Here is a 21,630-nt window from a genome sequence, read left to right on the forward strand (position 1 = left end):
TCCCATGAATGCCCCCACCCCCTCTTCCACGCCGCTGCTGGCCGTGCATGACATCCACAAGCGCTTCGGCGCCAACGAGGTGCTCAAGGGCGTGTCGCTCGAGGCGCGCGCGGGCGACGTCATCAGCCTGATCGGCAGTTCGGGCTCGGGCAAGAGCACGCTGCTGCGCTGCATCAACCTGCTCGAAAAGCCCAACGCGGGGCGCATCGTGCTCGGCGGCGAGGAACTCAAGCTCGCGCCCGACCGCCACGGCGAGCTGCACGCCACCGACCCGAAGCAGCTGCAGCGCCTGCGCACGCGCCTGGCCATGGTGTTCCAGCACTTCAACCTGTGGGCGCACATGACGGTGCTGCAGAACATCATCGAGGCGCCGGTGCACGTGCTGGGCGTGCCGCGCGACCAGGCGGTGCAGACGGCGCGCAAGTACCTGGAGCGCGTGGGCCTGAGCGGTGTGGAAGACCGCTACCCCGCGCACATGAGCGGCGGCCAGCAGCAGCGCGTGGCGATCGCGCGCGCGCTGGCGGTGGAGCCGGCGGTGATGCTGTTCGACGAGCCCACCTCCGCGCTCGACCCGGAGCTGGTGGGTGAGGTGCTGCGCGTGATGCGCCTGCTGGCCGAGGAAGGCCGCACCATGCTCGTGGTCACCCACGAGATGGGCTTCGCGCGCGAGGTGTCCTCGCACCTCATCTTCCTGCACAAGGGCTGCATCGAGGAACAGGGCGTGCCGCGCGAGGTGCTCGCGAGCCCGAAGAGCGAACGGCTCGCCCAGTTCCTCAAGGGCAACCTGAAGTAATCAGGGCGTCAGCGACAGCTCGCTCGCCCACTTGGGTGGCTTCAGGCTCAGGGTGCGGTGCTTGTTGGCCAGCCAGGTCGCGCTCATGTCGCGGTAGCGGCTGGAGAACACGTTGCCGCTCTGCCCCGTCTGGTAGATGAAGAGCGAGCGGTCGAGGTCGGCCAGGTCGTAGATGGCGCGCAGGCTGGCCGCGTGGCGGTTGGCGAAGGGCGCGTCGGCCTTGTCCAGGTGGTACTGGCCCACGTTCACCGTGAAGGGGTCGCCGCCGGTGGGCTCGCGCACCTCGAAGAAGCGGGCCAGCGGCTTCACGTTGGACAGGGGCCGGTGCACCGAGAGCGCCGGGTGCGCCTCGCCCCAGCGCCAGGCGGCCACGTCGGCGCCATACTGGGCCGACAGCCTGTCCAGCGCGCGCGACAGCGCCTCGCCCGCCGCGTGCGGACAACCCTGCACGCCGCACCAGGCGCGGTTGTCGCTCTCCAGAAAGCCCTCCACCGCCTGGCGGAACAGGCGCTTGCCGTACAGGGACTCGAAGCGCTCCTTGCCCAGGCGCTGGCCGATCACGCCGCGCGTGAACTCGTCGACCCAGGCGCTGTAGATCAGCGGTGCGGGCGAGTCGGCCCGCATCACACCGTCGAAGCCCTGCAGCGCGGCGCGCGCGGCCTCGGCCAGGGGGTGGGTGGACGGCGCCTTCAGCAGGTGCGGCAGCAGGCGCAGCGTGGCCTCGGCGCGCTGGTCGCCCTGGATGGCGCGCATGCTCGCCACGTCGTGCTTGGGCGTGGCCTCCAGCAGCGTCTCGATGCGCTGTTGGCGGTACGGCGGCGCCCAGTCCTGGGTAAGGAAATGCGGGTAGTCCGGCGCGTGGATGCGCTGGTTGGCGGTGGCGATCCAGCCGCGCGCGCCATCGTCCTGCGGCGTGTCGGCGTACGGCAGCCAGCCGGTCCAGTCGTAGCGCGGCTCCCAGCCGGGTGCCGGGGCCACGCCGCGGATGTCGTTGTCGGCCGCGCGCAGCGGCACGCGCCCGGCCGCCTTGTAGGCGATGCGCCCGGTGCGGTCGGCCATCACGATGTTCTGCATGGGCGCGCGGAAGGTGGAGAACGCGGCCAGCAGTTGCTCCACGCTCTGCGCGCGGTTGGAGGCCAGCGTGGCGGACACGTTGTCTTCGTCGTCGAGCCCGGTCCAGCGCAGCGCCAGCACGAAGCGCGTGGTGTCGAGCACCTTGCCGTGCTGGGCCTGGGCGTCGCTCAGCACCGGGCCGTGGCGCGTGGCGCGCACCAGGTGCGTGACGTCGGCCTGCCCTTTCACGCGGATGGTCTCGGCGCGCACGGTGAACCGCTCCCAGGCGGGTTCGGCGCTGGCCGAGGGCACGCGGTACTCGCCGGGGTTGGCCGGGTTGATCTGTTCCAGGTAGAGGTCCTGCACGTCGGGCCCGGTGTTGGTGAAACCCCAGGCCACGCCGGCCGTGCGGCCCAGCACCACGAAGGGCGTGCCCGGCAGGGTGGCGCCGATCACGTCCATGCCCTTGAGGCCGCCCGCGTCGGGCGCCTGCAGCCGCGCGAAGTACCAGATGGCGGGCGCGCTCAGGCCCAGGTGCGGGTCGTTCGCCAGCAGCGGCTGGCCGCTCTGGGTGCGCGAGCCGGCCACCACCCAGTTGTTCGAGCCCTTGTTTTCGTTGAAGCCGAAGCCATCGGTCCAGTCGCGCAGGTCCAGCGCGACGCGCTCGCGCCAGCCAGCCTGCGGGGCCGCCGGGGCCTGTGAAGTGGCGGTGCCATTGGCCTTGTTGAACACGCCCAGTTCGCGGTACAGCCGGCCCAGGTCGGCGCTCGCGGCGGGCGCCTCGCCCGGGTACGGCGGGAACAGCTCCCACAGCGCGGGCGTGTCCAGCACCTGCAGCGCCGTCAGCCGGGCGAACTCGTTGCCCCAGTTCCCGCCCAGGTCCAGCGCCATCATGATCGACCAGCCCACGCTGTCGGCCGGGTCCCACCAGGCGCCGCGCAGGGCCTCCTCGCGCGGGTTCACGCCCAGCAGCAGGAACTCGGGCGTGAGCGCCTGTTCGCTGCTGGCAAAAAAGGCGTTGATGCCGGCGCTGTAGGCCTCCACCGCGGCCTTGACGTCCGGCGGCAGCTTGGCCAGCTGGCGCTGCGCCACCTGGCGAATGCCGAGGGTGCGCATGAGCTTGTCGGTCTCCAGTGTGGCCGGGCCCAGGAACTCGGACAGCGTGCCGCGCATGACCGCGCGGTTGAAGGCCAGCTGCCAGCCGCGCTCCTGGGCGTGCACGTAGCCCAGCGCCATCCAGGCGTCGCGCGGGTTCTGGGCCAGGATGTGGGTGACGTCGCTGCCGTCGCGGTTGACCTGCACCGGTGCGCCCAGGCCGCTGACCTGCAGCTGCCCGTCGGTGCGCGGCAGGGTCTGGCGGGCGTACCACAGGCCCAGGGCGGCGGCCAGCACGAGCAGCAGACCGATGAGGGTGGCGAGGCGGCGGATCCAGCGCATGGTGTTTGTCTCACGGACTTCTTATGAGGAGCCGCGAGGATATACCCCTACGGGGTATTCAAGATGGAGGGGTGCGCGCTGGTGTCGATGAACCTTCGGACAGATCGCTCAAACAAACGCCATTTGGTCCGGACAATCTGCCGAACTGAACTTCCGCCCTACTTGAGAAAGCAACCAATCGTTATGGCGCTTCAAATCAACACTGCCCCTGCGTCTGGTGAGATGTCCCACCCAAGGGCGCGCTTCCGCACGGAGGACGTCACTCTTTGCCAACTGCGCGGAGACAAGGACATCGCCTCAGTAATGGCGCTGCGCCAGGAGATCGATTTGTCGGCCTATGTCACCCCGGATGGGGACTTCTATTCACTCGAAAAAAAAGGGATGAGTGCGGGGTCGTCGTCGCATTCGATCTCGGCGATCGGCGCATCGGGACTATCCGAATGGTTCCGATGGGCTATGGGCTGACCCTGACTGAACAGCTGCTGCAGCCACTGGGTTCAAGCGCAGCAGTGGTTACGCCTGCCGATTGGGAGGTAGGGCGCTTGGTGTTGGCACCCGAGTTCCGCAGCGATGTCGATGCCTTGCGCCATTGCATGCGGTTGGCGCTGCTGCATGCTTCTTCCGGAGCCCGCATTGATGCGCTTTGGGCGGCCTGTACGCATTCGCTGAGTCGCCTGTACCGCCGGTTCGGCCTGTCGCCCATGGCAAGAGATATCTCCTTACCATGTACGAAAAAAGTTTATACGATCATACGCGGGACGGCGGGTGACGTAGAGACGACGCTGAGAGGGTCCAGCTGAGTCCAACAGCACGACGTCGACATGGTTTGAAAGAGCGACACGGTGCCCGACATGGCTTCTTGGTTCGAGCGGTTGTTTGGTCATTTCAGGACATATCACCAGCCCAGCCCGCTCTTGCTGCGGTACATGATCGTTTTCGGGCTTGTTGGGTTTCCGCTCATGTATCTGGTGCGCTTCGTACGTCCGTCGTCTGGTTTTGACGATTTCGCGCTGCGAGCGCTTGTCATGTCCCTGCTGCTGCTGCTTGCCATCCGGAACCACTGGCCCGAACGATTGCGGGCCTGCTACCTCCATGCCTGTTATGTGACGATGACAATCGCGTTGCCTTTCGCCCTGGTCTTCACTTCGCTCAAGAATGGCGGCGGGACAGCGGCCATAGGCAACACGTTCATGGCCGTGTTTCTACTGATGCTGTTGGCCGACTGGCGCAACTTCATCATCATGCTGGTCACGGGATCCGGCGCCGCCGCAGGCTTGTATGCGCTGACAGACCCGAACCCCCAAGTCCCACTCGACTACGTGTTCCGGCTCCCTGTGCTCTTGGTGAGCGTAGTGGGCGGCAACCTCTTCAAGTTCGCCCTGGAGCAAGCCACTGCAGAGCGCGTGCGTCAGGCGTACGCCTCACTGGCGGGTTCTATCGCGCATGAAATGCGCAACCCCATGGCGCAGGTGCGACACAGCCTGGAAAGGATTGGACAAGTGCTACCCGTTTCACGACTTCAGGAGAAAGTCCAAATCGTCTCGCGTCTCGACGTCGAACGGCTGCATCGGCATGTCGCCATGGGTGAACTGGCGGTTCAGCGGGGATTGCAGGTCATTGCAATGACGCTTGACGAGGTGAATGACAAGCCACTCGATCCGCAACAGTTCGCCCTCCTCTCAGCCGCGCAGGTGTGCGTCAAGGCTGTGGAGGAGTACGGCTATGACAACGATCAGCAGCGTGCGAAAGTCAATTTGCAACTGCATAACGATTTCTTCTTTCTGGGAAGTGAGACCACCCTATTGTTCGTGCTCTTCAACCTGATGAAGAATGCGTTGTATTACCTGCCGATTTGTCCAGATGCACGGCTGCAGATCACAGTGACCGACTGCCAGATCGGCGTGCGCGACGATGGCCCAGGCATGACGTCCGATGTCCTGAAAAGCCTGTTCGAACCGTTCCGATCCGTGGGCAAGATCGGGGGGACCGGGCTGGGCTTGGCCTACTGCAGACGTGCGATGCGTGCGTTCGGTGGCGACATACGTTGTGAGTCAGTTGTCGGCAGCCATACGGAGTTCACGCTCATGTTTCCGCCATTGAGTCCCACAGCGATCGGGATGAGACGCACGGCGCTAATGGATCAGGCTCGCGAGCAATGGGCGGGCTGGCGTTTCCTGGTGGTAGACGATGACGGCCTTTTGCGCACATCCACTGGCTTGCTCTTGCAGTCATTGGATCTGACCGTAGACGACGCAGCCGACGGCCTGCAAGCGCTAGACGCGTTGAAGGCGCAGCGCTACGACGGCATAGTGATGGACCTAAACATGCCGGGCATGAACGGCTATGAACTTGCCGAACGTGTGCGTCGCGGGGAAGTGCCGGTCAATCAACATAGCTGCCTCATCGCATGCACGAGCGAGCCCGGCTTTCTCACGCGATTGAAGGCAGAGAACGCGGGTTTTGACGGCCTTGTGAGCAAGCCTGTGGACGATGTCGTGCTGCTATCCGCGATAACCCAGGCCGTGCGAACAAGCAAGCACAAGCACTGGAGCGTAACTGCTTGGCTCAGTGGACATCGCGTGCTGCTGGTCGACGACAGCTCCTGGAATCGAGCGGCTGTTGCGGAGTATCTCCGGCATGCCGGCGCCCTAGTGATCGAGGTTGACAGTGGGCCTGCCGCATTGTCTGAACTTAATCACCACAACGAATGGCATGCCGTCATTCTGGACATTCAGATGCCGGGTATGAGCGGGATAGAACTGGCGCGCGCCATTCGAGCCTTGGACAGCCACTTGAAGACGCTTCCTATTCTGGCGACTACTGCGTATGCGTCCGACGACATCGTTGCCGAAGGGCGGGCTGTCGGAGTCGGGGGCTTTCTGATCAAGCCAGTGGAGGCACCACAACTCTGCCAACATCTGCGTACGCTGATGACCGAGCGCACCGCTTCGCCAGAGGTCGTTGCTGTTGCCGACGCGGCCCTGTCCGCCTCTACCCTGCTAGACGCACGTCGGCGGGAGGGCTTCCAGCGCATTGGCATGGTTGAAGAGTTGTTGAAGGACTACTTGCCTCGAATCGATTTGCTGGTCGAACGCCTGACTGCCGCTGCGAAAGAGCGTGATCTGCAACAGTCGACGGATGTGTTGCATTCGCTGATGGGCATGAGCGGAGAGGCTGGCGCGAAAGCGCTGCACCTGTTCAGCCGTGGCATCTACATTCCCCTTCTGGAGCGCCAGCAATGGCCTCAGGACGCTGACTGGCTGGCCAAGCTATGGAATCTCACGCAGCTCACCAGCCGCGAACTGCGGGATTGGGTTGAGAAGCGCCGGTCGACGATCGGTGAGTGAGAAGTGATGCCGGGAACTCGGCCCAGCGGGCTGAGCGCCCTCAGCGCGCGCTGGCGGCGGCGCTGCGGGCGAGCGCCATGCTGCCGTCCATGAGCTTGAAGCTCACGGTGGGGGCGCTGAAGTCGGAGAACGGCGCGCCCAGGGAAATCTCGCCGTCGCTGTACAGCACGCAGTCCTGGCGGCGCAGCTGCACCACCGATTCGCTGCCCGCGAAGCGCACCCAGGTGCCATAGCTGCTCACGTCTTCCAGCACGTAGTTGCCGGAGACCATGCCGATGGTGGCGTGCATGCGCGAGACGCGCGGGTCGCTCACGACGAAGCTGGCCTCGGGCACGCGGCCGATGCGCAGCGGCAGGTCGCTGGAATTGAAGGTGCGCGTGGCGTCCAGCCAGGCGAGCTCGATGCCCGCGAAATCGGAGTCGTCCTTGGGCGTGATGGCGTGCAGGTCGGCCGGCACCGTGAGGAACTCGGACTGCATGTCCGCCTGCCACTCGATGCGGAACACCTCGCAGGTATCGACCTTGCCCTTGATGCGCATGGCGCCCAGGCTGCGGTTGCGCACCAGAGAGCGCGGCCCGAGCGACTGGATGACGGTGTCGCTGGCGAAGATCTGTTCCGGGCCGGCCAGGTCGCTCAGGCGCGAGGCCAGGTTCACCGCATCGCCGAAGCAGTCGCCGTCCACCCACACCACCGAGCCGCGCGCCAGGCCGATCTGCATCAGCAGCTTGAGGTGGGCCGGCCACTGCTGCACACGTTTGGCGTGCTCCTGCTGGATCTGCACCATGGAATCCACCGCGGCGCGGTTGTCGGCGAAGGCCATCAGCACCCCGTCGCCCAGCATCTTGACCACGGTGCCGCCGTTCGCCTGGCCGCGTGCGCCAATCCACTGCGTCAGCTTGGTGACCGCCTTGGTGGCCCGGTCGTTGCCCAGTGTCTCGAACACGGACGTGCTACCGGTGAGGTCGACGAAGGCAATCGTGAGTTCGGGCATGGGGCTGGGAAAACCTGCGGGCGATTAGAGCATGGCGGTTCTCGCAGACCGTTACATCCTCAACCGATGCAAGTGGCGTTTGTGCGCCCCGAAAGGCCGACCGGGCTGTGGCCGCCAGCCAACAATGAGTGCAAAAGAATTACTAAATTGAGGTAATTCATGAAACTCCCGCGCTAAGCACATGATTTGCTGTTGTTTTTTTTGCCGTATCAAGACTTGCACGATTGCATCGACATGCGTCAGGTCGTATTCTGGCCAGCCCTCCCATGTGATGGAACTCTCACGGTCATGCGTTGGTTCAAGCCCAGTCTCCGCAACAGCATCTCGGCCCTGCTAGGGCCGAGCGCGCGCGCGGACGACGAAGACGAGCTGGAGCCGGTGCGTGAGGCCATGCTGGCCGTGCTGGGTGAGGAAGGCGCTCGCCTGAACCCTTCGCTCAAGCGCCGGCTGAAGTTCATGCACGACGCGCACAGCCTGTGGTACGCGCGCGGCGAACTGGTGGCGGTGCTCAGCCGCGTGCACGGCGAGGCGCTGGCGGTGCACCGCGTGCAGAGCCTCTCGCCGGTGTTCCAGGGCCTGGTGCCCAAGGCCCTGATCGACGCCTCGCGCATCCGGCGGGTATAAGCCCCCCGCCGCGTTCCGCGTGTCCCCCTCAAGGGAGCGGCACCGACGGCCCGGTGAGGCCGGTGCCGTGGTGCCCACGGGGTTCAATGCCCGTGACCGTGATGGTCGTGCGGCTCATGCCCCCAGAAGATCAGCGCGTCGCGCCCCTCCACCACCAGATCGACCGTGCGGCCCACGGGCAGCAGCACCTTGGTGGGGACGTGGCCGAACGGCAGCCCGGTGTAGATGGGCGTCTTGGTCTTCGAGCGCAGCCATTGCGTCACGGTCTTGAGCGAGAAGCCCCGGTCGTAGCCCGGCACCGGCTTGAAGCGGTTGAACGCCCCCAGCAGCACGGCCTTCTGCGCGTCCAGCACGCCCGCCAGCAGCAGTTGGGTGAGCTGGCGCTCCAGGCGGTACGGGTGCTCGCCCACGTCTTCCAGGAACAGCACCCCGCCTTTCACGGCCGGCAGGTAGGGCGTGCCGACCAGCGAACAGAGCACGCTCAGGTTGCCGCCCCACAGCGTGGCCTCGCGCACGTGCCGCTTCGGCCTGGCGGCGTGGGCCGGGGCGTCGGCCGCCGGCAGCGTCCAGCCCGAGCCCTCGGCCGAACCATCGAGCAGGTCGCCGAAACAGGCCAGCATGATCTCGTCGGGCTCGACCTCCGGGCCGAAGTCCTCGCCCAGCGCCGGGCCGGCCCAGGTGGTGGCACCGGTCTTGGCCAGCAGCGCCAGCTGCAGCGCGGTGAAGTCGCTCAGGCCGACGAAGCGCGTGCCCTTGTCGATTGCCTTGGCGAGGGCCTTGTAGGGCAGATCGGGCAGGAGGCGGGTGAGCCCATAGCCCCCGCGCGAGATCAGGGCCAGGTCGGCACCGCTGGCCGCCGCGCGGCCGATGGCGGCCAGCCGCGTGGCGTCGTCGCCCGCGAAACGCATGTGGGCGCGCAGGGCGTCGGCGTCGATCTCGACCTCGTGGCCCAGGGCCTTGAGGCGCTGCACGCCACGGCGGAAGGCGGCCTTGTCGCGCACGGCGCTGGCGGGAGAGTAGATGTAGATGTGGCTCATGGGTTCGGGGATGAGAAATGGGCGAGCGCCGCGCGCGCGATGGGCCCGCCGTGTTCTTGCACGAAGTGGCCGGCCTGGGGCAGCAGCAGGGGCTCGGGGCAGCCTCGGATCTGCTCGCGCAGCGCGCGCATGACGGGCTCGCCGAGCACCGGGTCTTGCTGGCCGATGGCCATGAGGCTGCGCCCCTGCCACTGCTCGCGCCAGAAGCGGCGCGCCTCGCGGCTGACGGCGGCGCCGTCGCTGTCGGGGAACTCGGGGACCATGGGCGGGAAGGCGCGCAGCGCCGCGCGGTGGCCCTTGTCGGGGAACGGCGCGTCGTAAGCGGCGCACTCGGCTTCGCTCATCTGCGGGTTGCCGCGCGCGAACAGGCGGCTCACCGAGAAATCGGGCTTGCTGGCGCACATCTCGCGCCAGGCCAGGAAGCCGGGCGACAGCGGCGTGTCGCCCGTGGCCAGGGTGGTGTTCATCACCAGCAGGCCGCCGTAGCGCCCCGGTGCGGCCGGCGGCAGGGTCAGGCCCAGCAGGCCGCCCCAGTCCTGCACGACCAGCACCACGTCGCGCAGGTCCAGCCGCTCGACGAATTCCAGCAGCACCTGGCGGTGCCAGGTGAAGCGGTGGGCCGCGTCCTTCTTGGGCTTGTCGCTCTTGCCGAAGCCGATGAGGTCGGGCGCCACCACGCGGTGGCCGGCCGCCAGGAACACCGGCAGCATGTGGCGGTAGAGGTAGCTCCAGGCCGGGTTGCCGTGCAGGCACAGCCAGGTCAGCGGGGCATCGCGCGGGCCTTCGTCGAGGTAGTGCAGGCGCAGCCCCTCCAGCGCGGGCAGGTCGCTCAGGTACCGGGGCGCCCAGGGGTAGCCGGGCAGGCCCTCGAACGCGGCATCGGGCGTGCGCAGCGCGTCCTCGCGCAGGGGGTGGGGGTTCATCCGCCGCTCCTTGAAGAAAGTGCGCAGCAACTCGGCGCCCTGCTCGGCCAGCACGCCGCCCCGCACCTGGGTCTGGTGGTTCAGTGGCGCCTGGGCGAACAGGTCGATCACGGAGCCGGCCGCGCCGGTCTTGGGGTCGCTCGCGCCAAAGACCACGCGGTCCAGCCGCGCGTGCAGCATGGCCCCGCTGCACATGGCGCAGGGCTCCAGCGTCACGTAGAGCGTGCAGCCATCGAGCCGGTAGTTGGCCAGGCGCCGCGCGCCCTCGCGCAGGGCGAGCATCTCGGCGTGCGCGCTCGGGTCGTGCGTGGCGATGGGGGCATTGCGGCCGGTGGCGATCACCTGGCCCTCTTTCACCAGGACCGCGCCCACCGGCACCTCGCCGGCCTGGGCGGCGGCGCGGGCTTCGTCGAGCGCCAGGCGCATGAAGGCTTCGTCGCGGTCCGGGCTCGGCGTCATGCGGGCGAGTGTAGGCGAGCGCGCCGACTGCTCCTTGGGGCCTCCCGCGCTCTGGCATGATCCTGGGTTGCCCAGGGAAAACCCCCAATAAATGACCGCCCCCCGCGCGAGCGGCCGGCAGTGGGAGCTCGACGCGCTGCGCGGCCTCATGCTGGTCCTCATGACCCTCACCCACATGCCGACCGGTTTCTCGCCGGTGCTGAGCCAGCCGTTCGGCTTCGTCTCGGCGGCGGAGGGCTTCGTCTTTCTGTCGGCGCTGCTGGCCGGGCGCGTGTACGGGGCGCGCGCCGAGCGGCAGAGCTTCGCCGAACTGCGCGCCGGCCTGTGGCGGCGCGCGGGTCGCCTGTACCTGTGCCAGCTGGCCCTGTTGCTGCTGGCCTTCACCCTGATCGCCTGGCTGGGGGTGGTGCGCCACCAGGGTGGCGTCACCGGCCTGCTGGAGTACTTCTTCATCGCCCCCGCCAGCGCCGTGGGCGCGGCCCTGGTGCTGCTGCACAACCCGCCGCTGCTGGACGTGCTGCCGCTCTACATCCTGTTCATGCTGATCACGCCCTGGCTGCTGGCGCATGGCCGGCGCCACGGTTGGCGCGGCCTGCTGTGCGCCAGCCTGCTGCTGTGGCTGGCCGAGCAATGGGGCCTGGGCGCGGCCCTGCACGGTCTGGCCGCGTCGGCCGGCTGGCCCGTGCCCTACAAGGACATGGGGGCCTTCCATCTCTTCGCCTGGCAGCTGCTGTGGGTGGGCGGCCTGTGCCTGGGCTCGCGCCGCCGGCCCTGGCCGCGCATGCGCTGGTGGCTGTGGGGGCCGGCGCTGCTGCTGGCCGGCAGCACCCTGCTCTGGCGCCACATGGTGGGTCAGGACCCGATGCCCGGCGTGCCGGCGGTGGCCGCGCTGTTCGACAAGTGGTCCCTGGGTCCGCTGCGCCTGCTCAATGGCGCGGCCTTGGTCACCCTGCTGCTGGCCAGCGCACCCCTGTGGCGGGCGCTGCCCCGCCCGCGCCCGCTGGAGCTGCTGGGCCGTCAGTCGCTGCCGGTGTTCTGCGCCCACCTGGTGATCGTGCTGTTCACCCTGGCCTTCTTCGGCTCGGTCGAGACCCTGCGCCCCTGGCGCACCGACGCCCTGCTGCTGGCCGCCGCCTTCGCCGGCCTGTTCGCGGTGGCCCTGGCGGCGCAGTGGCGCGACCAGGGCGGCCGCCTGCGCCCGCGCCTGGCCAGCGCGCTGCGCTGAGCGGCCGGGAACCCGACGCGCGCCAGCCGGTCCCGCCTGTGGGCGGTGGCCGGGTTGAGCCGCGCCTTGGAGCGGGCGCGCCACCGGCGTGCGCCGGCGCGGGTCGGTGTCAGAGCTTCAGGCGCGCCGCGATGAGCTCGCGCCAGATGCCGTAACCCGTGGCGTTGAGGTGCAGTCGGTCGGCGCCGAACAGGTCGGGTCGCGGCCGCCCGGTCTCGTCCAGCATGGCGCTGTACACGTCGATGAAATCGAGCTGCGGGTGGCCTTCGGTGTAGGCCTTGACGAGCCGGTTGGTGGTCTGGATCGCGGGCAGCAGCGCCTCGCGCGCCGGGCTGGGCTTGATCGAGACGAAGGCGATGCGCGTGTTCGGCGCCGCCTGCAGCACCTGCTGCACGAAACGCTCGTAGCGCAGCAGCACCTCGGCCGGTGTGGCGCCTTCGTCCAGGTCGTTCTCGCCGGCGTAGAGCACCACCTGGCGCGCCTGGTAGGGCAGCACCAGCCGGTCGACGAAGGCCACGCAGTCGGCCAGGCGCGAGCCGCCGAAGCCGCGCTTGATCACCACCGGCTGCTGTTGAAAGGCCGCTTCCAGCTTGTCCCACAGGCGGATGGAGGAACTGCCGACGAACAGCACGCCACCGGGCGGGGGGCGGGCCAGCCGGTCCTGTTCGGCAAAGGCCTGCAGGCTGCTGCGCCAGCGCAGCTCGGCTGCCGTGACGTCGAACGGGGTGGGGTTGGGCGTGGCCCGTGGGGCCGGCACGGCACTGGCCGGCGGCGGCAGGTTCACCAGCCGCTCGACGGCGCTGGTGGTGGCGAAGCCGGCGGGCGAGGCAGGCGTGGCGCCTTGTGCCCAGGCCAGCGGGGCCAGCGCGGCGCCGAGCGCGCACACGGCCAGCCGACGAAACATCGCGGAGCGGTCGTTCATGTGTCGGGGGTGCCCAGCTTGAGCCGGCGCATCCAGCCCGCCAGGGCCTGCGCCTGCTCGCCGCCCTGCTCGTACAGGCGCAGCATCGCCGCGTGGGATTCGCGGCGGTGCTGGTTGAGCTTGACCTTGCAGCGAAGTTCCAGCACCCGCAGTTCCATGGCGTGGATGCCCTTCATCATGTTTTGCTGGAAGTCCTCGGGCAGGCCGCGCCACTGCTCGGCGTAGGCCGGGTCGTGGTCGTGGATGAGGTGCTTGAGCAGGCGGTCTTTGTCCTCGAAGGACTCGATGAAACCCACCTGCACGCGCGCCTGCACCGTCAGGTAATTCCAGGTCGGCACGCGCTGAAGGTCAGGGTAGACGCGCGGCGTGAGGTACGCCTGCGGGCCATTGAACACCACCAGCGCCTGGGGTCGGGCGCGCAGGTGCTCGGCCTGCGGATTGGGCTTCGCCACATGACCGAGCAGGGTGAGGCCGCCGCCCTCTTCCACCACGTGCAGCGGCAGCGGCGTGACGAAGGGAAAGCCCTCGTCGTCGGTGGAGATGAGCTGCGCGAAGGGGTGCGCTCGCATCAGTTCGAGCGCGATCGCGGGGTCCTTGGCGGCGAATTGGGGCGGAAGGTACATGGGGTGGGTGGGCCGGGGGCGGGCCCAGGCCCGGTCCATCCGCGGATTGTTTCATATGCAATCGGCACCGCCGCCCGGTGTGTTGCCGCTGTCACGGGGGGAAACCATGATCGGCGCAAACACCCGCCGCTGCCGGAGCCCGCCATGCCGAACCCGTTCAAGTCCCTGTCGCTGACCCTGTTCGCCGGTGTGCTTCTGTGCCTGGCCTTCGCCGTCGCCGCCTGGCGCACGGGCCGGCTGGCCTGGTGGGGCGCCGAAGGCCTGGCCGTGGTGGCGCTGGTCGGCGCCTTGCGCTTGCGCCGCCGCTCCCGTCGCGTGGACCCGGAGCGCTGGGCCAGCTTCTGAGCGGAGGCCGCCGCCGAGAACCTGCGGGTGCAGACGGCCAGTTGGCGGCGGTGATCAGCGTGTTCAGGTGCCGCTGAACACGCCGCCGTAGTGCTTGCGCAGCTCATTCTTCTGCACCTTGCCCGTGCCACCCACGGGCAGCGCGTCGAGGAAAACCACGTCCTCCGGCACCCACCACTTGGCCACGCGCTCGGCCAGGAACGCCAGGATCTCGGGCTTCTCCAGCGCGGCGCCGGGCTTGCGCACCAGCAGCAGCAGGGGGCGTTCGTCCCACTTGGGGTGCTTGATGCCGATGACCGCGGCCTGCGCCACCGCCGGGTGGCCGGCGGCGGCGTTTTCCAGGTCGATGGAGCTGATCCACTCGCCGCCGCTCTTGATCACATCCTTGGTGCGGTCGCGGATGGTCATCACGCCGTCGGGCGCGATGGTGGCGATGTCGCCGGTGGGGAACCAGCCGTCCACCAGGGCCGTGCGATCGGCCTTGTGGTAGCGCTCCACGATCCACTGCCCGCGCACCATCAGCTCACCCTGGGAGGCGCCGTCGCGCGGCAGCGTCGCGCCCTGCTCGTCCACCACCTTGATCTCGATGCCCGAGACCACCTTGCCCTGGCGCGCCACGATGGCGTGGCGCTCCTCGGCTGGGCGCTCCCAGTCGGCGGCGCTCAGGTTGCTGAGCGTGGCGATGGCGGCCGTTTCCGTCATGCCCCAGCCGTGGCGCACTTCCACGCCATAGACATCGTTGAACTTCTCGATCAGCGCGCGCGGCATGGCCGAGCCGCCCACGCAGGTGCGTCGCATGGTGGAAAAGCGCAGGCCGCCCTGCTCCACGTGCTGCAGCAGGCCCATCCAGATGGTGGGCACGCCGGCGCTGATGGTCACCTTCTCGGCCTCCATCAGTTCGTACAGGCTGGCGCCGTCCAGGCGCGGGCCAGGCAGCACGATGCGCGCGCCCGCCACCATGGCGGCGTACGGAATGCACCAGGCGTTGATGTGGAACATGGGCACCACCGGCAGGACACTCTCGCGCGTGGACAGGCCCAGCACGTCGGGCAGGCAGGCCGTGGTGGCGTTGAGCACGATGGAGCGGTGCGAATACAGCACGCCCTTGGGGTTGCCGGTGGTACCCGAGGTATAGCAAAGCACCGCGCCGGTCTTTTCATCGAACTCCGGCCAGTCGAAGGTGTCGGGCTGGCCGGCGATCAGGTCCTCGTAGGCCAGCGGCGTCGCCGCTGCCGGGCTCGGCGTGTCAGGCAAGCGCTCGCGCTCGCTCAGGCAGACCCAGGCCAGCACCCGCGGGCACTTCGCCGCGATGGCCTGCACCAGCGGCGCGAAGGTGCTGTCGAACAGCACCACGCGGTCCTCGGCGTGGTTGAGGATGTAGACCAGCTGCTCGGGGTGCAGGCGCGGATTGCAGGTATGCATCACCATGCCGCTGCCCGAGACGGCGAAGTAGGCCTCCAGGTGGCGGTGGTTGTTCCAGGCGATGGAGGCGACCGCGTCCCCCGGCTGCAGGCCCAGCCCGCGCAAGGCGTTGGCGAGCTGGCGCGCGCGCCGCGCGGTCTGGGCGATGCCGAAGCGCACCGTGGGGCCGTGCGTCTCGCGCGACACCACCTCTTGGGTGGCGTGCTGGGCGGCGGCGTGTTCCAACAGGCCCGAGATCAGCAGCGGGCGGTCCATCATCAGGCCGGGTTTGAGCATGGGGGTCTTGTCTCCGTAGGCTGGCCCCGGGCGTGCGGTGCGCCCGGGTGGTGAGGGGTGGTGCCGCTCAGCTGTCCGCCGTGAACCCGATGGACTTGACGATCGGCCCCCAGATTTTGATGTCGCGTTGCAGCGCGGCGGCCAATTCCGAGGGCGTCGAAGGGCTGGACTCCATGCCCGCGCTGTGCAGGGTCTCGATCACCTCGGGCGCCTTGAGCGCCTCGTGCAGTGCCGCGTTGAGGCGGCGCACCGCCTCGTCGGGCGCCTTGGCGGGCAGGTAGAAGCCATACCACTCGTCGAAGACCAGGTCCTTGAAGCCCTGCTCCGCCAGCGTGGGCACCTGCGGCGAAAAGCGGCTGCGCCTGGCGCCCGAGCTGGCCAGCAGGCGCAGCTTGCTGTTGGGCGTCATGTGGCTGAGGAAGGTGCCCAGCGGCGAGCACAGCGCAGGCAGGCTGCCGCCGATGAGGTCCTGCAGCGCCGGCGTGGAGCCCCGGTAACCCACGTGCGTGACCTCCACGCCCGCCGCGCGACCCAGCGTCACGGCGGTGAAGTGCAGCGTGGAGCCGGTGGCCGGCGAGCCGATGTTGGCCTTGCCCGGGTTCGCCTTGAACCAGGCCATGAGGCCGGGGATGTCCTTCACGCTGTCCGGCACGCCAGGGCCCACGGCGATGCCGTAGTCGAAGCGGGCGCCCAGGCTCACCGGCGTCACGTCGGCCGCCGGGTCGTAGGGCAGCTTCTTGTAGGTGAAGGGGTAGACACCCAGCATGGACATGGGCGTGAGCAGCAGCTGGCTGCCGTCGGCCGGCGCCCCCTTGAGCGCGGTCACGCCGAGCTGACCGCCCGCGCCGGCGCGGTTTTCCACCACCACGGCCTTGGCGTGGCCGGCCTGCACCAGCTTCTCGCCCACCTTGCGGGCCAGGGTGTCGGGCGTGGTGCCGGCGGGGAAGCCAACGAAGATGCGCACGGTGTCGGCGGCCTGCGCGCGGGCCAGGGGGGTGGCGCCCAGCAGCAGGCCGGCGCCGGCGGCACCGAGGAGGTGGCGGCGGTGAAGGGGCATGGGTTTGTCTCCGGTTGGATGGGCTTATTTTGTCAACCTAGGTTGACGTAATGGATTCTCAAACCGTCAACCGGACGCGTCAACCCGCCCTGGTCGCTTCGGCGCCAGGGCTTTCCCTAGTCGCCCGTCAATCGCTTTCAGGCGCGGCCCGTTCCGGCCAGGGCAAGGCCAGGATGCGGCGCAGCTCCTCCACGTTGTCCTGGCCGATGTGGCGGGCCAGTTCTTCTTCCATGCGCACGAAGGCGGCGGCCGCCTCCTCGGACATGCGCCAGCCCTTCTGCGAGAAGCGCAGCAGCTTGACGCGACCGTCCTCCTCGCTTGGCACGAACTCCACCAGCCCCAGACGCTCGGCCTCCAGCGCAAGCTTGTGCACCGCCTGGCGCGACACGCCCAGTCGCCGCGCCAGTTCCGACAGCCCCAGCGGGCGCCCGCCCAACTGCGCGAACAGGCGGTTCATGGCGGTGGTCAGCTGCGGGTAGCCCTCCAGGTGCGCCCCCTGCACCACGCGCGCTTCCATCCAGTCGGACCGGGCCATCAGCAGATGGCGCAGCAACTGCTTGTGCGGGGTGGTGGGCGGGGTCTTGGGCATGGGGCTCCTCGGGGCTCGGCGGGTGAGCTTGGCAGAGCCGCTTCATTTGTCAATCAGAATTGACAAACAGAACGGCCTTCAGCCAAACGCCCGGGGAGATTGTCCACACCCCATGCCTCAGCCGCTTCCAAGCTCGCGGCGATCGGCCCGGCCTTGCGCCTGCGCGGGCCGGTGGGATGATGGCGACCCCCGGTCCCGCCCAACCGCGATGGCCAGCTTCGTCTACCACCCCGCCTTCCAGAGCCTGCTGCTGCCGGCCCTCCTGAGCCTGGCCTGCCTGGGCGCGTTGCGCGCGGGGTGGGGCCAGGCGCGCGGGCCCTGGGTCTCGCTGGGCGCAGCGCTGGGCCTGGTGCTGGCCCTGGCGGCCTGGCCCGGCCTGAACTGGCCGGCCACCACCCAGGCGCACAAGCTCCCCTGGGTGGTGCTGGCGAGCTTGCTGGCCATGGTGCCGGCCCTGGCCAGCGCGCGCGCCGCCGCCCGCCACCATCCGCTGCGGCCCTGGCTGCTGGCGGCGCTGGTGTGGGGGGCCGCCTCGGCCTGGCTGCTGGGAATGGGCGCGCCGCTGCGCCTGTTGCTGGCGGCCGGAGGCGGCGCGCTGGCGCTGGGCGTGTCGGCCTGGTCCACCGAAGCGCCGGGCGCTGAGCCCACGGCGGCGGCCGGCTCGGCCGGGGCCTTGGCGGTGCTGCTGCTGGGCCTGGTGGGCATGGCGGTCGTGGCGGGCTCGCTGTTGCTCGCGCAGCTGGCGCTGATGGCGGCCGTCGCCACCGCCGTGCTGGGCCTGTGGGCCTGGATCGGGCCACGCGCGGGGGTGCGCGTGGGCGCCGCCGCACTGATGCCGCTGGCCAGCTCCGCCCTGGTCCTGCTCTGCCTCAACCTGCTCAGCGGGCAGGTGCCGGCGGGCGTACCGGCCCTGCTGCTGCTCGCGCTCACGGCGCCCTGGTGGCTGGCCCGCCGGGCCGGGGCCGCGCGGCACTGGCGCTGGCGGCCGCTGGTGGTGGCGCTGCTGGCGGCCATTCCCGTGCTGGCCGCGCTGGGCTGGCAGACCATGTGGCCGGGCGATGCGGGCGCCGGCGCGGCCGGCGACGACCCCTACTACACGCCGCGCTGGTGAGCGGTGCCCGCGCCGCCATCGGGGCCGGCCCTGGGTAGGCGTTCGGCGATCCCGATGAGATGATGGCCGCATGCCGTCCAGCCCCCGGTCCGCGCGCCCCGCCCCAGCCCCCAACGATCCCGGCTCGGCCGCGCTGTCGGACGTGCCGGCCGACTGGCCAGCCCTGTGGGAGCAGGTGCTGGCGGCGCGCGAGGGCCGCGCGGTGCCGGCGTCCCGGCGCGCCACGCTGGCCTGGCGGGCGGACGGCGGCTGGTGCATCCGGGGCCCGGTGAGCGCCCGCGCCGCCGCCCTTTTCGATCTTTACAAACCCTTGCTCGACGCGCGCGCCGCCCGGGGCTCGCCCTGGGTGGTGGCCCAGATGGGCCAGAGCCTGGACGGCTTCGTGGCCACGGCGACGGGCGACTCCTACTACGTGAACGGGGCGCACAGCCTGGTGCACCTGCACCGCCTGCGCGCGCTCTGCGACGCGGTGCTGGTGGGCGCCGGCACCGTGGCCATCGACAACCCCCAGCTCACCACGCGCCGCGTGCCCGGTCCGAACCCGGTGCGCGTGCTGCTGGACCCCGAGGCCCGGCTCGACGGCACGTCGCGCGCGCTGCGCGATGGCCAGTCCCCCACGCTGTGGCTGTGCGACGCGCGCCACGCGGCCCGGGCGCACGAGCGCCTGGGCCGCGGCGCGTCCGGCGCCGAGGTGCTGCCCGTGGCCGGACTGAGCACGGGGCCCGACGAAGCGCGCGGCCACGACGCGCAACGCCTGCTCGCCGCCCTGGCCGAACGCGGCCTGCGCGTGCTCTTCGTGGAAGGTGGCGGCGTCACGGTGTCGCGCTTCTTCGCGGCCGGCGCCCTGCAACGGCTGCACCTGTCGGTGGCGCCCGTGCTGGTGGGCGACGGCCGACGCGGCCTGCGCGTGCCCGCGCGCGAGGTGATGGCGGAATGCCCCCGCCCGCCCGCGCGCCTGGTGGTGCTGGGCGACGACATGCTCTGGGATCTGGACCTCGCCGCGCTGGGCTGAGCGCTACGCCGGCACCGCCAGCAGCTCCAGGTGCCCCACGCGCACGCGTCCCGTGGCCGCCAGCGCCAGGCGGCGCTGCCGCCACGCCGCCACCCGCGCCGCCTGCGAGGGGGCCTGCTCGGCGGCGGCTTGCGCCATGCCGTCGATCAGCGCGCGCTGCAGGGCCAGGCCGTCGCGCCCGATGCGCCAGTCGCTGCGTGCGAGCCGCACGCGGTAGCCCTTCTGGCGCAGGCACGCGGCCAGCCGCGGCACCGCCCGCGCGCCCAGCGCGGGGCCGAAGCCCTTGTCGCCTTGTTGGTGGGCGGCGAAGAGGCGCTGGATGGCGCCATCGTCCGCGTCCGCCGGACCCCAGTGGTGGTGGCCGTCCACGCTGAGCGACAGCAGCAGCGGCACGCGGGCCGCCGACGCCAGCGCGGCCAGTTGCTCCAGCCAGTCGGCCCCCACCAGATCGAGCAGGGCCGAAGCCGTGACCAGGTGGGCCGCGCGCCAGGGCAGCGTGGGCAGATCGCGCGCGAGGTCGGCACGCCGGCGCACGACCTCCACGCCGCCACCCCGCCATCGCAGCCGCTCGCCGGCGATCGTGTCGAAACCGGGCCACGACGCCCATTGCCGCAGCAGCGCGGCGTCGTGGTCGACCACCAGCCACTGCTGCGCCCCACCCAGGCGCGGCGCCAGCCAGCGCAGGTTGGCGCCCGTGCCGCAGCCGAGGTCGATCACGCGCCAGGGGCCGGTGGCGGCCGGCGCGCGAGCAGGGGCGGCAGCAGCCGCGCGGCGGCCGTGTCGCGCGCGGCAGCGTCGAAGGGTTCGCGCAGCGCGAGCCAGCCGGCATCGAAACGCGCGCCGCGGGTTTTCACGGCGCCAGCCCCTGCACGCGGTCGAGCACGGACTCGAAGCGCGCGGCCTGCTGGTCCCAGGACGGCAAGGCCCGCGCGGCCTGTCGCGCGGCCTCGGCCCAGCGTTGGCGCAGGGCCCGATCGGCCATGGCCGTGGCCAGCGCGGCCCGCCAAGCGCCCGCGTCGCCGGGCGGCACCAGCAGGCCCGCCCCCGCCGGCACGGTGTGCGCGAGCGCGCCCGCGCGGCTGGCCACGATGGGCAGGCCGTGCGCCAGGGCCTCGTTGACGACCATGCCGAAGCCCTCGTGCAGCGAGGCCAGCACGAACAGGTCGGCGCTGGCGTAGCGCGCCTGCAGCGCCTCGGCGCTCAGCTCGCCGTGCCAGTGCACCCGCCCCGCCAGCGGGCGCCCGCGGTGCGCGCGTGCAGCGCGGCGGCCAGCGCCGGGTCGCGGGCGGCGCTGCCCACGCAGTGCAGGGTCCAGTCGAGCGCCAGCAGGCCGGACAGCGCGTCCAGCAGCACGGCATGCGCCTTGCGCGGGGTGAGCGTGGCGACGCAGAGCAGCTGCAGGCCGCCGCCTTGCGCGCCGGCGTGGCCCGGCTCGCCCGGGACGGCCACGGCATCGTTGCCCGGTTCCACCACCGTGATGCGGTCCGGCGGCACGCCCAGCTCGGCCACGTCCCGCGCGGTCTGCCCGCTCACCGCCACCACCCAGCGGGCGTGCCGCAGGGCCGCGCTTTCGCGCTCGCGCAGCGCCTGGGCGGCGGCCGCGTCCAGGCCGGTTTCCAGGTGCAGCGGGTGGTGCACCAGCGCCAGCCAGCGCAGCCGCCGTGCGTGCGGCGCCACCACCTCGCCCAGGGCGCCGAAGGCCAGGCCATCGGCCACCACGCACTCGCCATCGGGCAGAGCGGCGATGGCGCGGCGCGCTTCGGCCAGGCTGGCCTCGTCGGGCCGGGGCCAGGCGCCGTCGAGGCGCAGCCACTCGACCGATGCGCGCGCGCGCAGCGACTCGACCAGCCGCCGGTCGTACCGGTAGCCACCGGTGAGCGTGCGCCAGTCGCCCGGGATCAGCAGCCGGCAGTGGCGCGCGGCGGGCATGCGCGGAGGCCCTCAGGCGGCGGGCAGCGCCGCCTCGTACGAGGCCCTGGCCACATGCGATTCGTTCAGCGTCACGCGCATCGCCGTCAGCCCGCCCGTGGCGCTGCCCGGCACCGCGTGCGGGCCCAGCGCGCCTGCGGCAATGCGCGCCGCCAGCCGCTCGAACAGGGCGTGCGCCAGGAACTCGGTGGTGGTGTTGCGGCCGGCGAACTCGGGCGCCTCGTCGAGGTTGCGGAAGTTCAGCCGCGCCAGCTCTTCGCGCAGCAGCTGCGTGGCCAGGCCGATGTCGACCACCAGGCCATCCGGGTCCAGCGCCGGGCGGCGCAGGGCCAGGTCCACCACGTAGGTGGCGCCATGCAAGGCCTGCGCGGGGCCAAAGACCGCGCCGCGGAAGCTGTGCGCGATCATGAAATGGTCTCGGACGGTGAGCGTGAACATGCGGTGGGGTCGGGGGT

The 21,630-nt window shown here is 70.3% G+C and carries 22 protein-coding genes; 8 read left to right on the forward strand and 14 right to left on the reverse strand.

Annotated elements, in window-relative coordinates:
* Nucleotides 1-4 precede the first annotated feature (4 nt).
* Entirely contained in the window at nt 5-793 is a 789-nt protein-coding gene (locus SOM08_RS14855; RefSeq protein ID WP_116957346.1) for an ABC transporter ATP-binding protein, read from the forward strand.
* Here SOM08_RS14855 and SOM08_RS14860 read toward each other — a convergent pair whose 3' ends face one another.
* Complete coding sequence (locus SOM08_RS14860; RefSeq protein WP_116957347.1) at nt 794-3,283, reverse strand: penicillin acylase family protein; 2,490 nt, start codon at nt 3,281-3,283, stop codon at nt 794-796.
* A 183-nt stretch (nt 3,284-3,466) separates the two neighbouring features.
* Here SOM08_RS14860 and SOM08_RS14865 point away from each other — a divergent pair, with 183 nt between their 5' ends.
* Both SOM08_RS14865 and SOM08_RS14870 read left to right on the forward strand, forming a co-directional pair.
* Complete coding sequence (locus SOM08_RS14865; protein ID WP_322469209.1) at nt 3,467-3,748, forward strand: hypothetical protein; 282 nt, start codon at nt 3,467-3,469, stop codon at nt 3,746-3,748.
* A gap of 386 nt (nt 3,749-4,134) precedes the next feature.
* Entirely contained in the window at nt 4,135-6,630 is a 2,496-nt protein-coding gene (locus tag SOM08_RS14870; RefSeq protein WP_322470707.1) for a response regulator, read from the forward strand.
* Between the two features lie 40 nt (nt 6,631-6,670).
* Here SOM08_RS14870 and SOM08_RS14875 read toward each other — a convergent pair whose 3' ends face one another.
* A complete protein-coding gene (locus SOM08_RS14875) occupies nt 6,671-7,621 on the reverse strand; it encodes an adenylate/guanylate cyclase domain-containing protein (RefSeq protein ID WP_116957349.1) in 951 nt (316 codons plus the stop codon).
* Nucleotides 7,622-7,909: 288 nt separating this feature from the next.
* On the opposite strand from SOM08_RS14875, the gene SOM08_RS14880 reads away from it, so the two are divergent.
* Entirely contained in the window at nt 7,910-8,245 is a 336-nt protein-coding gene (locus SOM08_RS14880) for a hypothetical protein (protein ID WP_070398467.1), read from the forward strand.
* A gap of 83 nt (nt 8,246-8,328) precedes the next feature.
* On the opposite strand, the gene SOM08_RS14885 is transcribed toward SOM08_RS14880, so the two are convergent.
* The gene (locus SOM08_RS14885; protein ID WP_322469210.1) at nt 8,329-9,282 is read right to left on the reverse strand and encodes an LD-carboxypeptidase; all 954 of its coding nucleotides are present in this window, start codon (nt 9,280-9,282) and stop codon (nt 8,329-8,331) included.
* On the reverse strand, nt 9,279-10,664 hold the full coding sequence (tadA, locus tag SOM08_RS14890) for a tRNA adenosine(34) deaminase TadA (protein WP_322469211.1): 1,386 nt from the start codon (nt 10,662-10,664) through the stop codon (nt 9,279-9,281). Before tadA ends, SOM08_RS14885 begins: the two co-directional genes overlap by 4 nt.
* Nucleotides 10,665-10,755: 91 nt before the next feature.
* Here tadA and opgC point away from each other — a divergent pair, with 91 nt between their 5' ends.
* Entirely contained in the window at nt 10,756-11,889 is a 1,134-nt protein-coding gene (opgC, locus tag SOM08_RS14895; protein WP_322469212.1) for an OpgC domain-containing protein, read from the forward strand.
* A 109-nt stretch (nt 11,890-11,998) separates the two neighbouring features.
* Here opgC and SOM08_RS14900 read toward each other — a convergent pair whose 3' ends face one another.
* Together SOM08_RS14900 and SOM08_RS14905 are read right to left on the reverse strand one after the other, a co-directional pair.
* On the reverse strand, nt 11,999-12,811 hold the full coding sequence (locus tag SOM08_RS14900; RefSeq protein WP_322469213.1) for an SGNH/GDSL hydrolase family protein: 813 nt from the start codon (nt 12,809-12,811) through the stop codon (nt 11,999-12,001).
* Nucleotides 12,808-13,434 carry an FMN-binding negative transcriptional regulator gene (locus tag SOM08_RS14905; protein WP_116957545.1) on the reverse strand — a complete coding sequence of 209 codons (627 nt, stop codon included), beginning with the start codon at nt 13,432-13,434 and terminating at the stop codon, nt 12,808-12,810. Before SOM08_RS14905 ends, SOM08_RS14900 begins: the two co-directional genes overlap by 4 nt.
* 144 nt (nt 13,435-13,578) lie before the next feature.
* On the opposite strand from SOM08_RS14905, the gene SOM08_RS14910 reads away from it, so the two are divergent.
* The gene (locus SOM08_RS14910) at nt 13,579-13,779 is read left to right on the forward strand and encodes a hypothetical protein (RefSeq protein WP_070398472.1); all 201 of its coding nucleotides are present in this window, start codon (nt 13,579-13,581) and stop codon (nt 13,777-13,779) included.
* A 63-nt stretch (nt 13,780-13,842) separates the two neighbouring features.
* Here SOM08_RS14910 and SOM08_RS14915 read toward each other — a convergent pair whose 3' ends face one another.
* The 3 genes from SOM08_RS14915 to SOM08_RS14925 all read right to left on the reverse strand — a co-directional run bounded on the left by SOM08_RS14915 (nt 13,843) and on the right by SOM08_RS14925 (nt 17,123).
* Nucleotides 13,843-15,477 carry a long-chain-fatty-acid--CoA ligase gene (locus tag SOM08_RS14915; RefSeq protein WP_322469214.1) on the reverse strand — a complete coding sequence of 545 codons (1,635 nt, stop codon included), beginning with the start codon at nt 15,475-15,477 and terminating at the stop codon, nt 13,843-13,845.
* A 67-nt stretch (nt 15,478-15,544) separates the two neighbouring features.
* A complete protein-coding gene (locus SOM08_RS14920; RefSeq protein ID WP_116957355.1) occupies nt 15,545-16,534 on the reverse strand; it encodes a Bug family tripartite tricarboxylate transporter substrate binding protein in 990 nt (329 codons plus the stop codon).
* A 127-nt stretch (nt 16,535-16,661) separates the two neighbouring features.
* Nucleotides 16,662-17,123, reverse strand: coding sequence for a MarR family winged helix-turn-helix transcriptional regulator (locus tag SOM08_RS14925; protein WP_116957356.1), 462 nt, complete (start codon nt 17,121-17,123; stop codon nt 16,662-16,664).
* A gap of 208 nt (nt 17,124-17,331) precedes the next feature.
* Here SOM08_RS14925 and SOM08_RS14930 point away from each other — a divergent pair, with 208 nt between their 5' ends.
* Both SOM08_RS14930 and SOM08_RS14935 read left to right on the forward strand, forming a co-directional pair.
* Complete coding sequence (locus SOM08_RS14930; protein WP_322469215.1) at nt 17,332-18,234, forward strand: hypothetical protein; 903 nt, start codon at nt 17,332-17,334, stop codon at nt 18,232-18,234.
* A 70-nt stretch (nt 18,235-18,304) separates the two neighbouring features.
* Entirely contained in the window at nt 18,305-19,246 is a 942-nt protein-coding gene (locus SOM08_RS14935) for a RibD family protein (protein WP_322469216.1), read from the forward strand.
* A 3-nt stretch (nt 19,247-19,249) separates the two neighbouring features.
* On the opposite strand, the gene SOM08_RS14940 is transcribed toward SOM08_RS14935, so the two are convergent.
* From SOM08_RS14940 to SOM08_RS14960, 5 genes are read right to left on the reverse strand one after another with little or no spacing between them, the layout of a single operon-like run.
* Entirely contained in the window at nt 19,250-19,963 is a 714-nt protein-coding gene (locus tag SOM08_RS14940; protein WP_322469217.1) for a class I SAM-dependent methyltransferase, read from the reverse strand.
* A complete protein-coding gene (locus tag SOM08_RS14945; RefSeq protein WP_322469218.1) occupies nt 19,960-20,100 on the reverse strand; it encodes a hypothetical protein in 141 nt (46 codons plus the stop codon). The genes SOM08_RS14940 and SOM08_RS14945 overlap by 4 nt, the downstream gene beginning before the upstream one ends.
* The gene (locus tag SOM08_RS14950; protein ID WP_416187018.1) at nt 20,097-20,561 is read right to left on the reverse strand and encodes a glycosyltransferase family 4 protein; all 465 of its coding nucleotides are present in this window, start codon (nt 20,559-20,561) and stop codon (nt 20,097-20,099) included. Before SOM08_RS14950 ends, SOM08_RS14945 begins: the two co-directional genes overlap by 4 nt.
* Entirely contained in the window at nt 20,447-21,175 is a 729-nt protein-coding gene (locus SOM08_RS14955) for a glycosyltransferase (RefSeq protein WP_322469220.1), read from the reverse strand. Before SOM08_RS14955 ends, SOM08_RS14950 begins: the two co-directional genes overlap by 115 nt.
* A gap of 12 nt (nt 21,176-21,187) precedes the next feature.
* Nucleotides 21,188-21,613: a 6-pyruvoyl trahydropterin synthase family protein gene (locus tag SOM08_RS14960; protein ID WP_116957361.1), complete on the reverse strand. Its 426-nt coding sequence runs from the start codon at nt 21,611-21,613 to the stop codon at nt 21,188-21,190.
* Between the last annotated feature and the right edge of the window lie 17 nt (nt 21,614-21,630).

It is taken from the genome of Hydrogenophaga sp. SNF1 (assembly GCF_034421675.1).
GTDB lineage: Bacteria > Pseudomonadota > Gammaproteobacteria > Burkholderiales > Burkholderiaceae_C > Hydrogenophaga > Hydrogenophaga borbori.

Coding starts and splice junctions, on each gene's coding strand:
- SOM08_RS14910 (WP_070398472.1), top strand. CDS start 13,579: ATGCCGAACCCGTTCAAGTCCCTGTCGCTGACCCTGTTCGCCGGTGTG.
- SOM08_RS14865 (WP_322469209.1), top strand. CDS start 3,467: ATGGCGCTTCAAATCAACACTGCCCCTGCGTCTGGTGAGATGTCCCAC.
- SOM08_RS14960 (WP_116957361.1), bottom strand. CDS start 21,613: ATGTTCACGCTCACCGTCCGAGACCATTTCATGATCGCGCACAGCTTC.
- SOM08_RS14880 (WP_070398467.1), top strand. CDS start 7,910: ATGCGTTGGTTCAAGCCCAGTCTCCGCAACAGCATCTCGGCCCTGCTA.
- SOM08_RS14920 (WP_116957355.1), bottom strand. CDS start 16,534: ATGCCCCTTCACCGCCGCCACCTCCTCGGTGCCGCCGGCGCCGGCCTG.
- SOM08_RS14860 (WP_116957347.1), bottom strand. CDS start 3,283: ATGCGCTGGATCCGCCGCCTCGCCACCCTCATCGGTCTGCTGCTCGTG.
- tadA (WP_322469211.1), bottom strand. CDS start 10,664: ATGACGCCGAGCCCGGACCGCGACGAAGCCTTCATGCGCCTGGCGCTC.
- SOM08_RS14935 (WP_322469216.1), top strand. CDS start 18,305: ATGCCGTCCAGCCCCCGGTCCGCGCGCCCCGCCCCAGCCCCCAACGAT.
- SOM08_RS14855 (WP_116957346.1), top strand. CDS start 5: ATGAATGCCCCCACCCCCTCTTCCACGCCGCTGCTGGCCGTGCATGAC.
- SOM08_RS14900 (WP_322469213.1), bottom strand. CDS start 12,811: ATGAACGACCGCTCCGCGATGTTTCGTCGGCTGGCCGTGTGCGCGCTC.
- SOM08_RS14885 (WP_322469210.1), bottom strand. CDS start 9,282: ATGAGCCACATCTACATCTACTCTCCCGCCAGCGCCGTGCGCGACAAG.
- SOM08_RS14930 (WP_322469215.1), top strand. CDS start 17,332: ATGGCCAGCTTCGTCTACCACCCCGCCTTCCAGAGCCTGCTGCTGCCG.
- SOM08_RS14925 (WP_116957356.1), bottom strand. CDS start 17,123: ATGCCCAAGACCCCGCCCACCACCCCGCACAAGCAGTTGCTGCGCCAT.
- opgC (WP_322469212.1), top strand. CDS start 10,756: ATGACCGCCCCCCGCGCGAGCGGCCGGCAGTGGGAGCTCGACGCGCTG.
- SOM08_RS14955 (WP_322469220.1), bottom strand. CDS start 21,175: ATGCCCGCCGCGCGCCACTGCCGGCTGCTGATCCCGGGCGACTGGCGC.
- SOM08_RS14915 (WP_322469214.1), bottom strand. CDS start 15,477: ATGCTCAAACCCGGCCTGATGATGGACCGCCCGCTGCTGATCTCGGGC.
- SOM08_RS14875 (WP_116957349.1), bottom strand. CDS start 7,621: ATGCCCGAACTCACGATTGCCTTCGTCGACCTCACCGGTAGCACGTCC.
- SOM08_RS14870 (WP_322470707.1), top strand. CDS start 4,135: ATGGCTTCTTGGTTCGAGCGGTTGTTTGGTCATTTCAGGACATATCAC.
- SOM08_RS14905 (WP_116957545.1), bottom strand. CDS start 13,434: ATGTACCTTCCGCCCCAATTCGCCGCCAAGGACCCCGCGATCGCGCTC.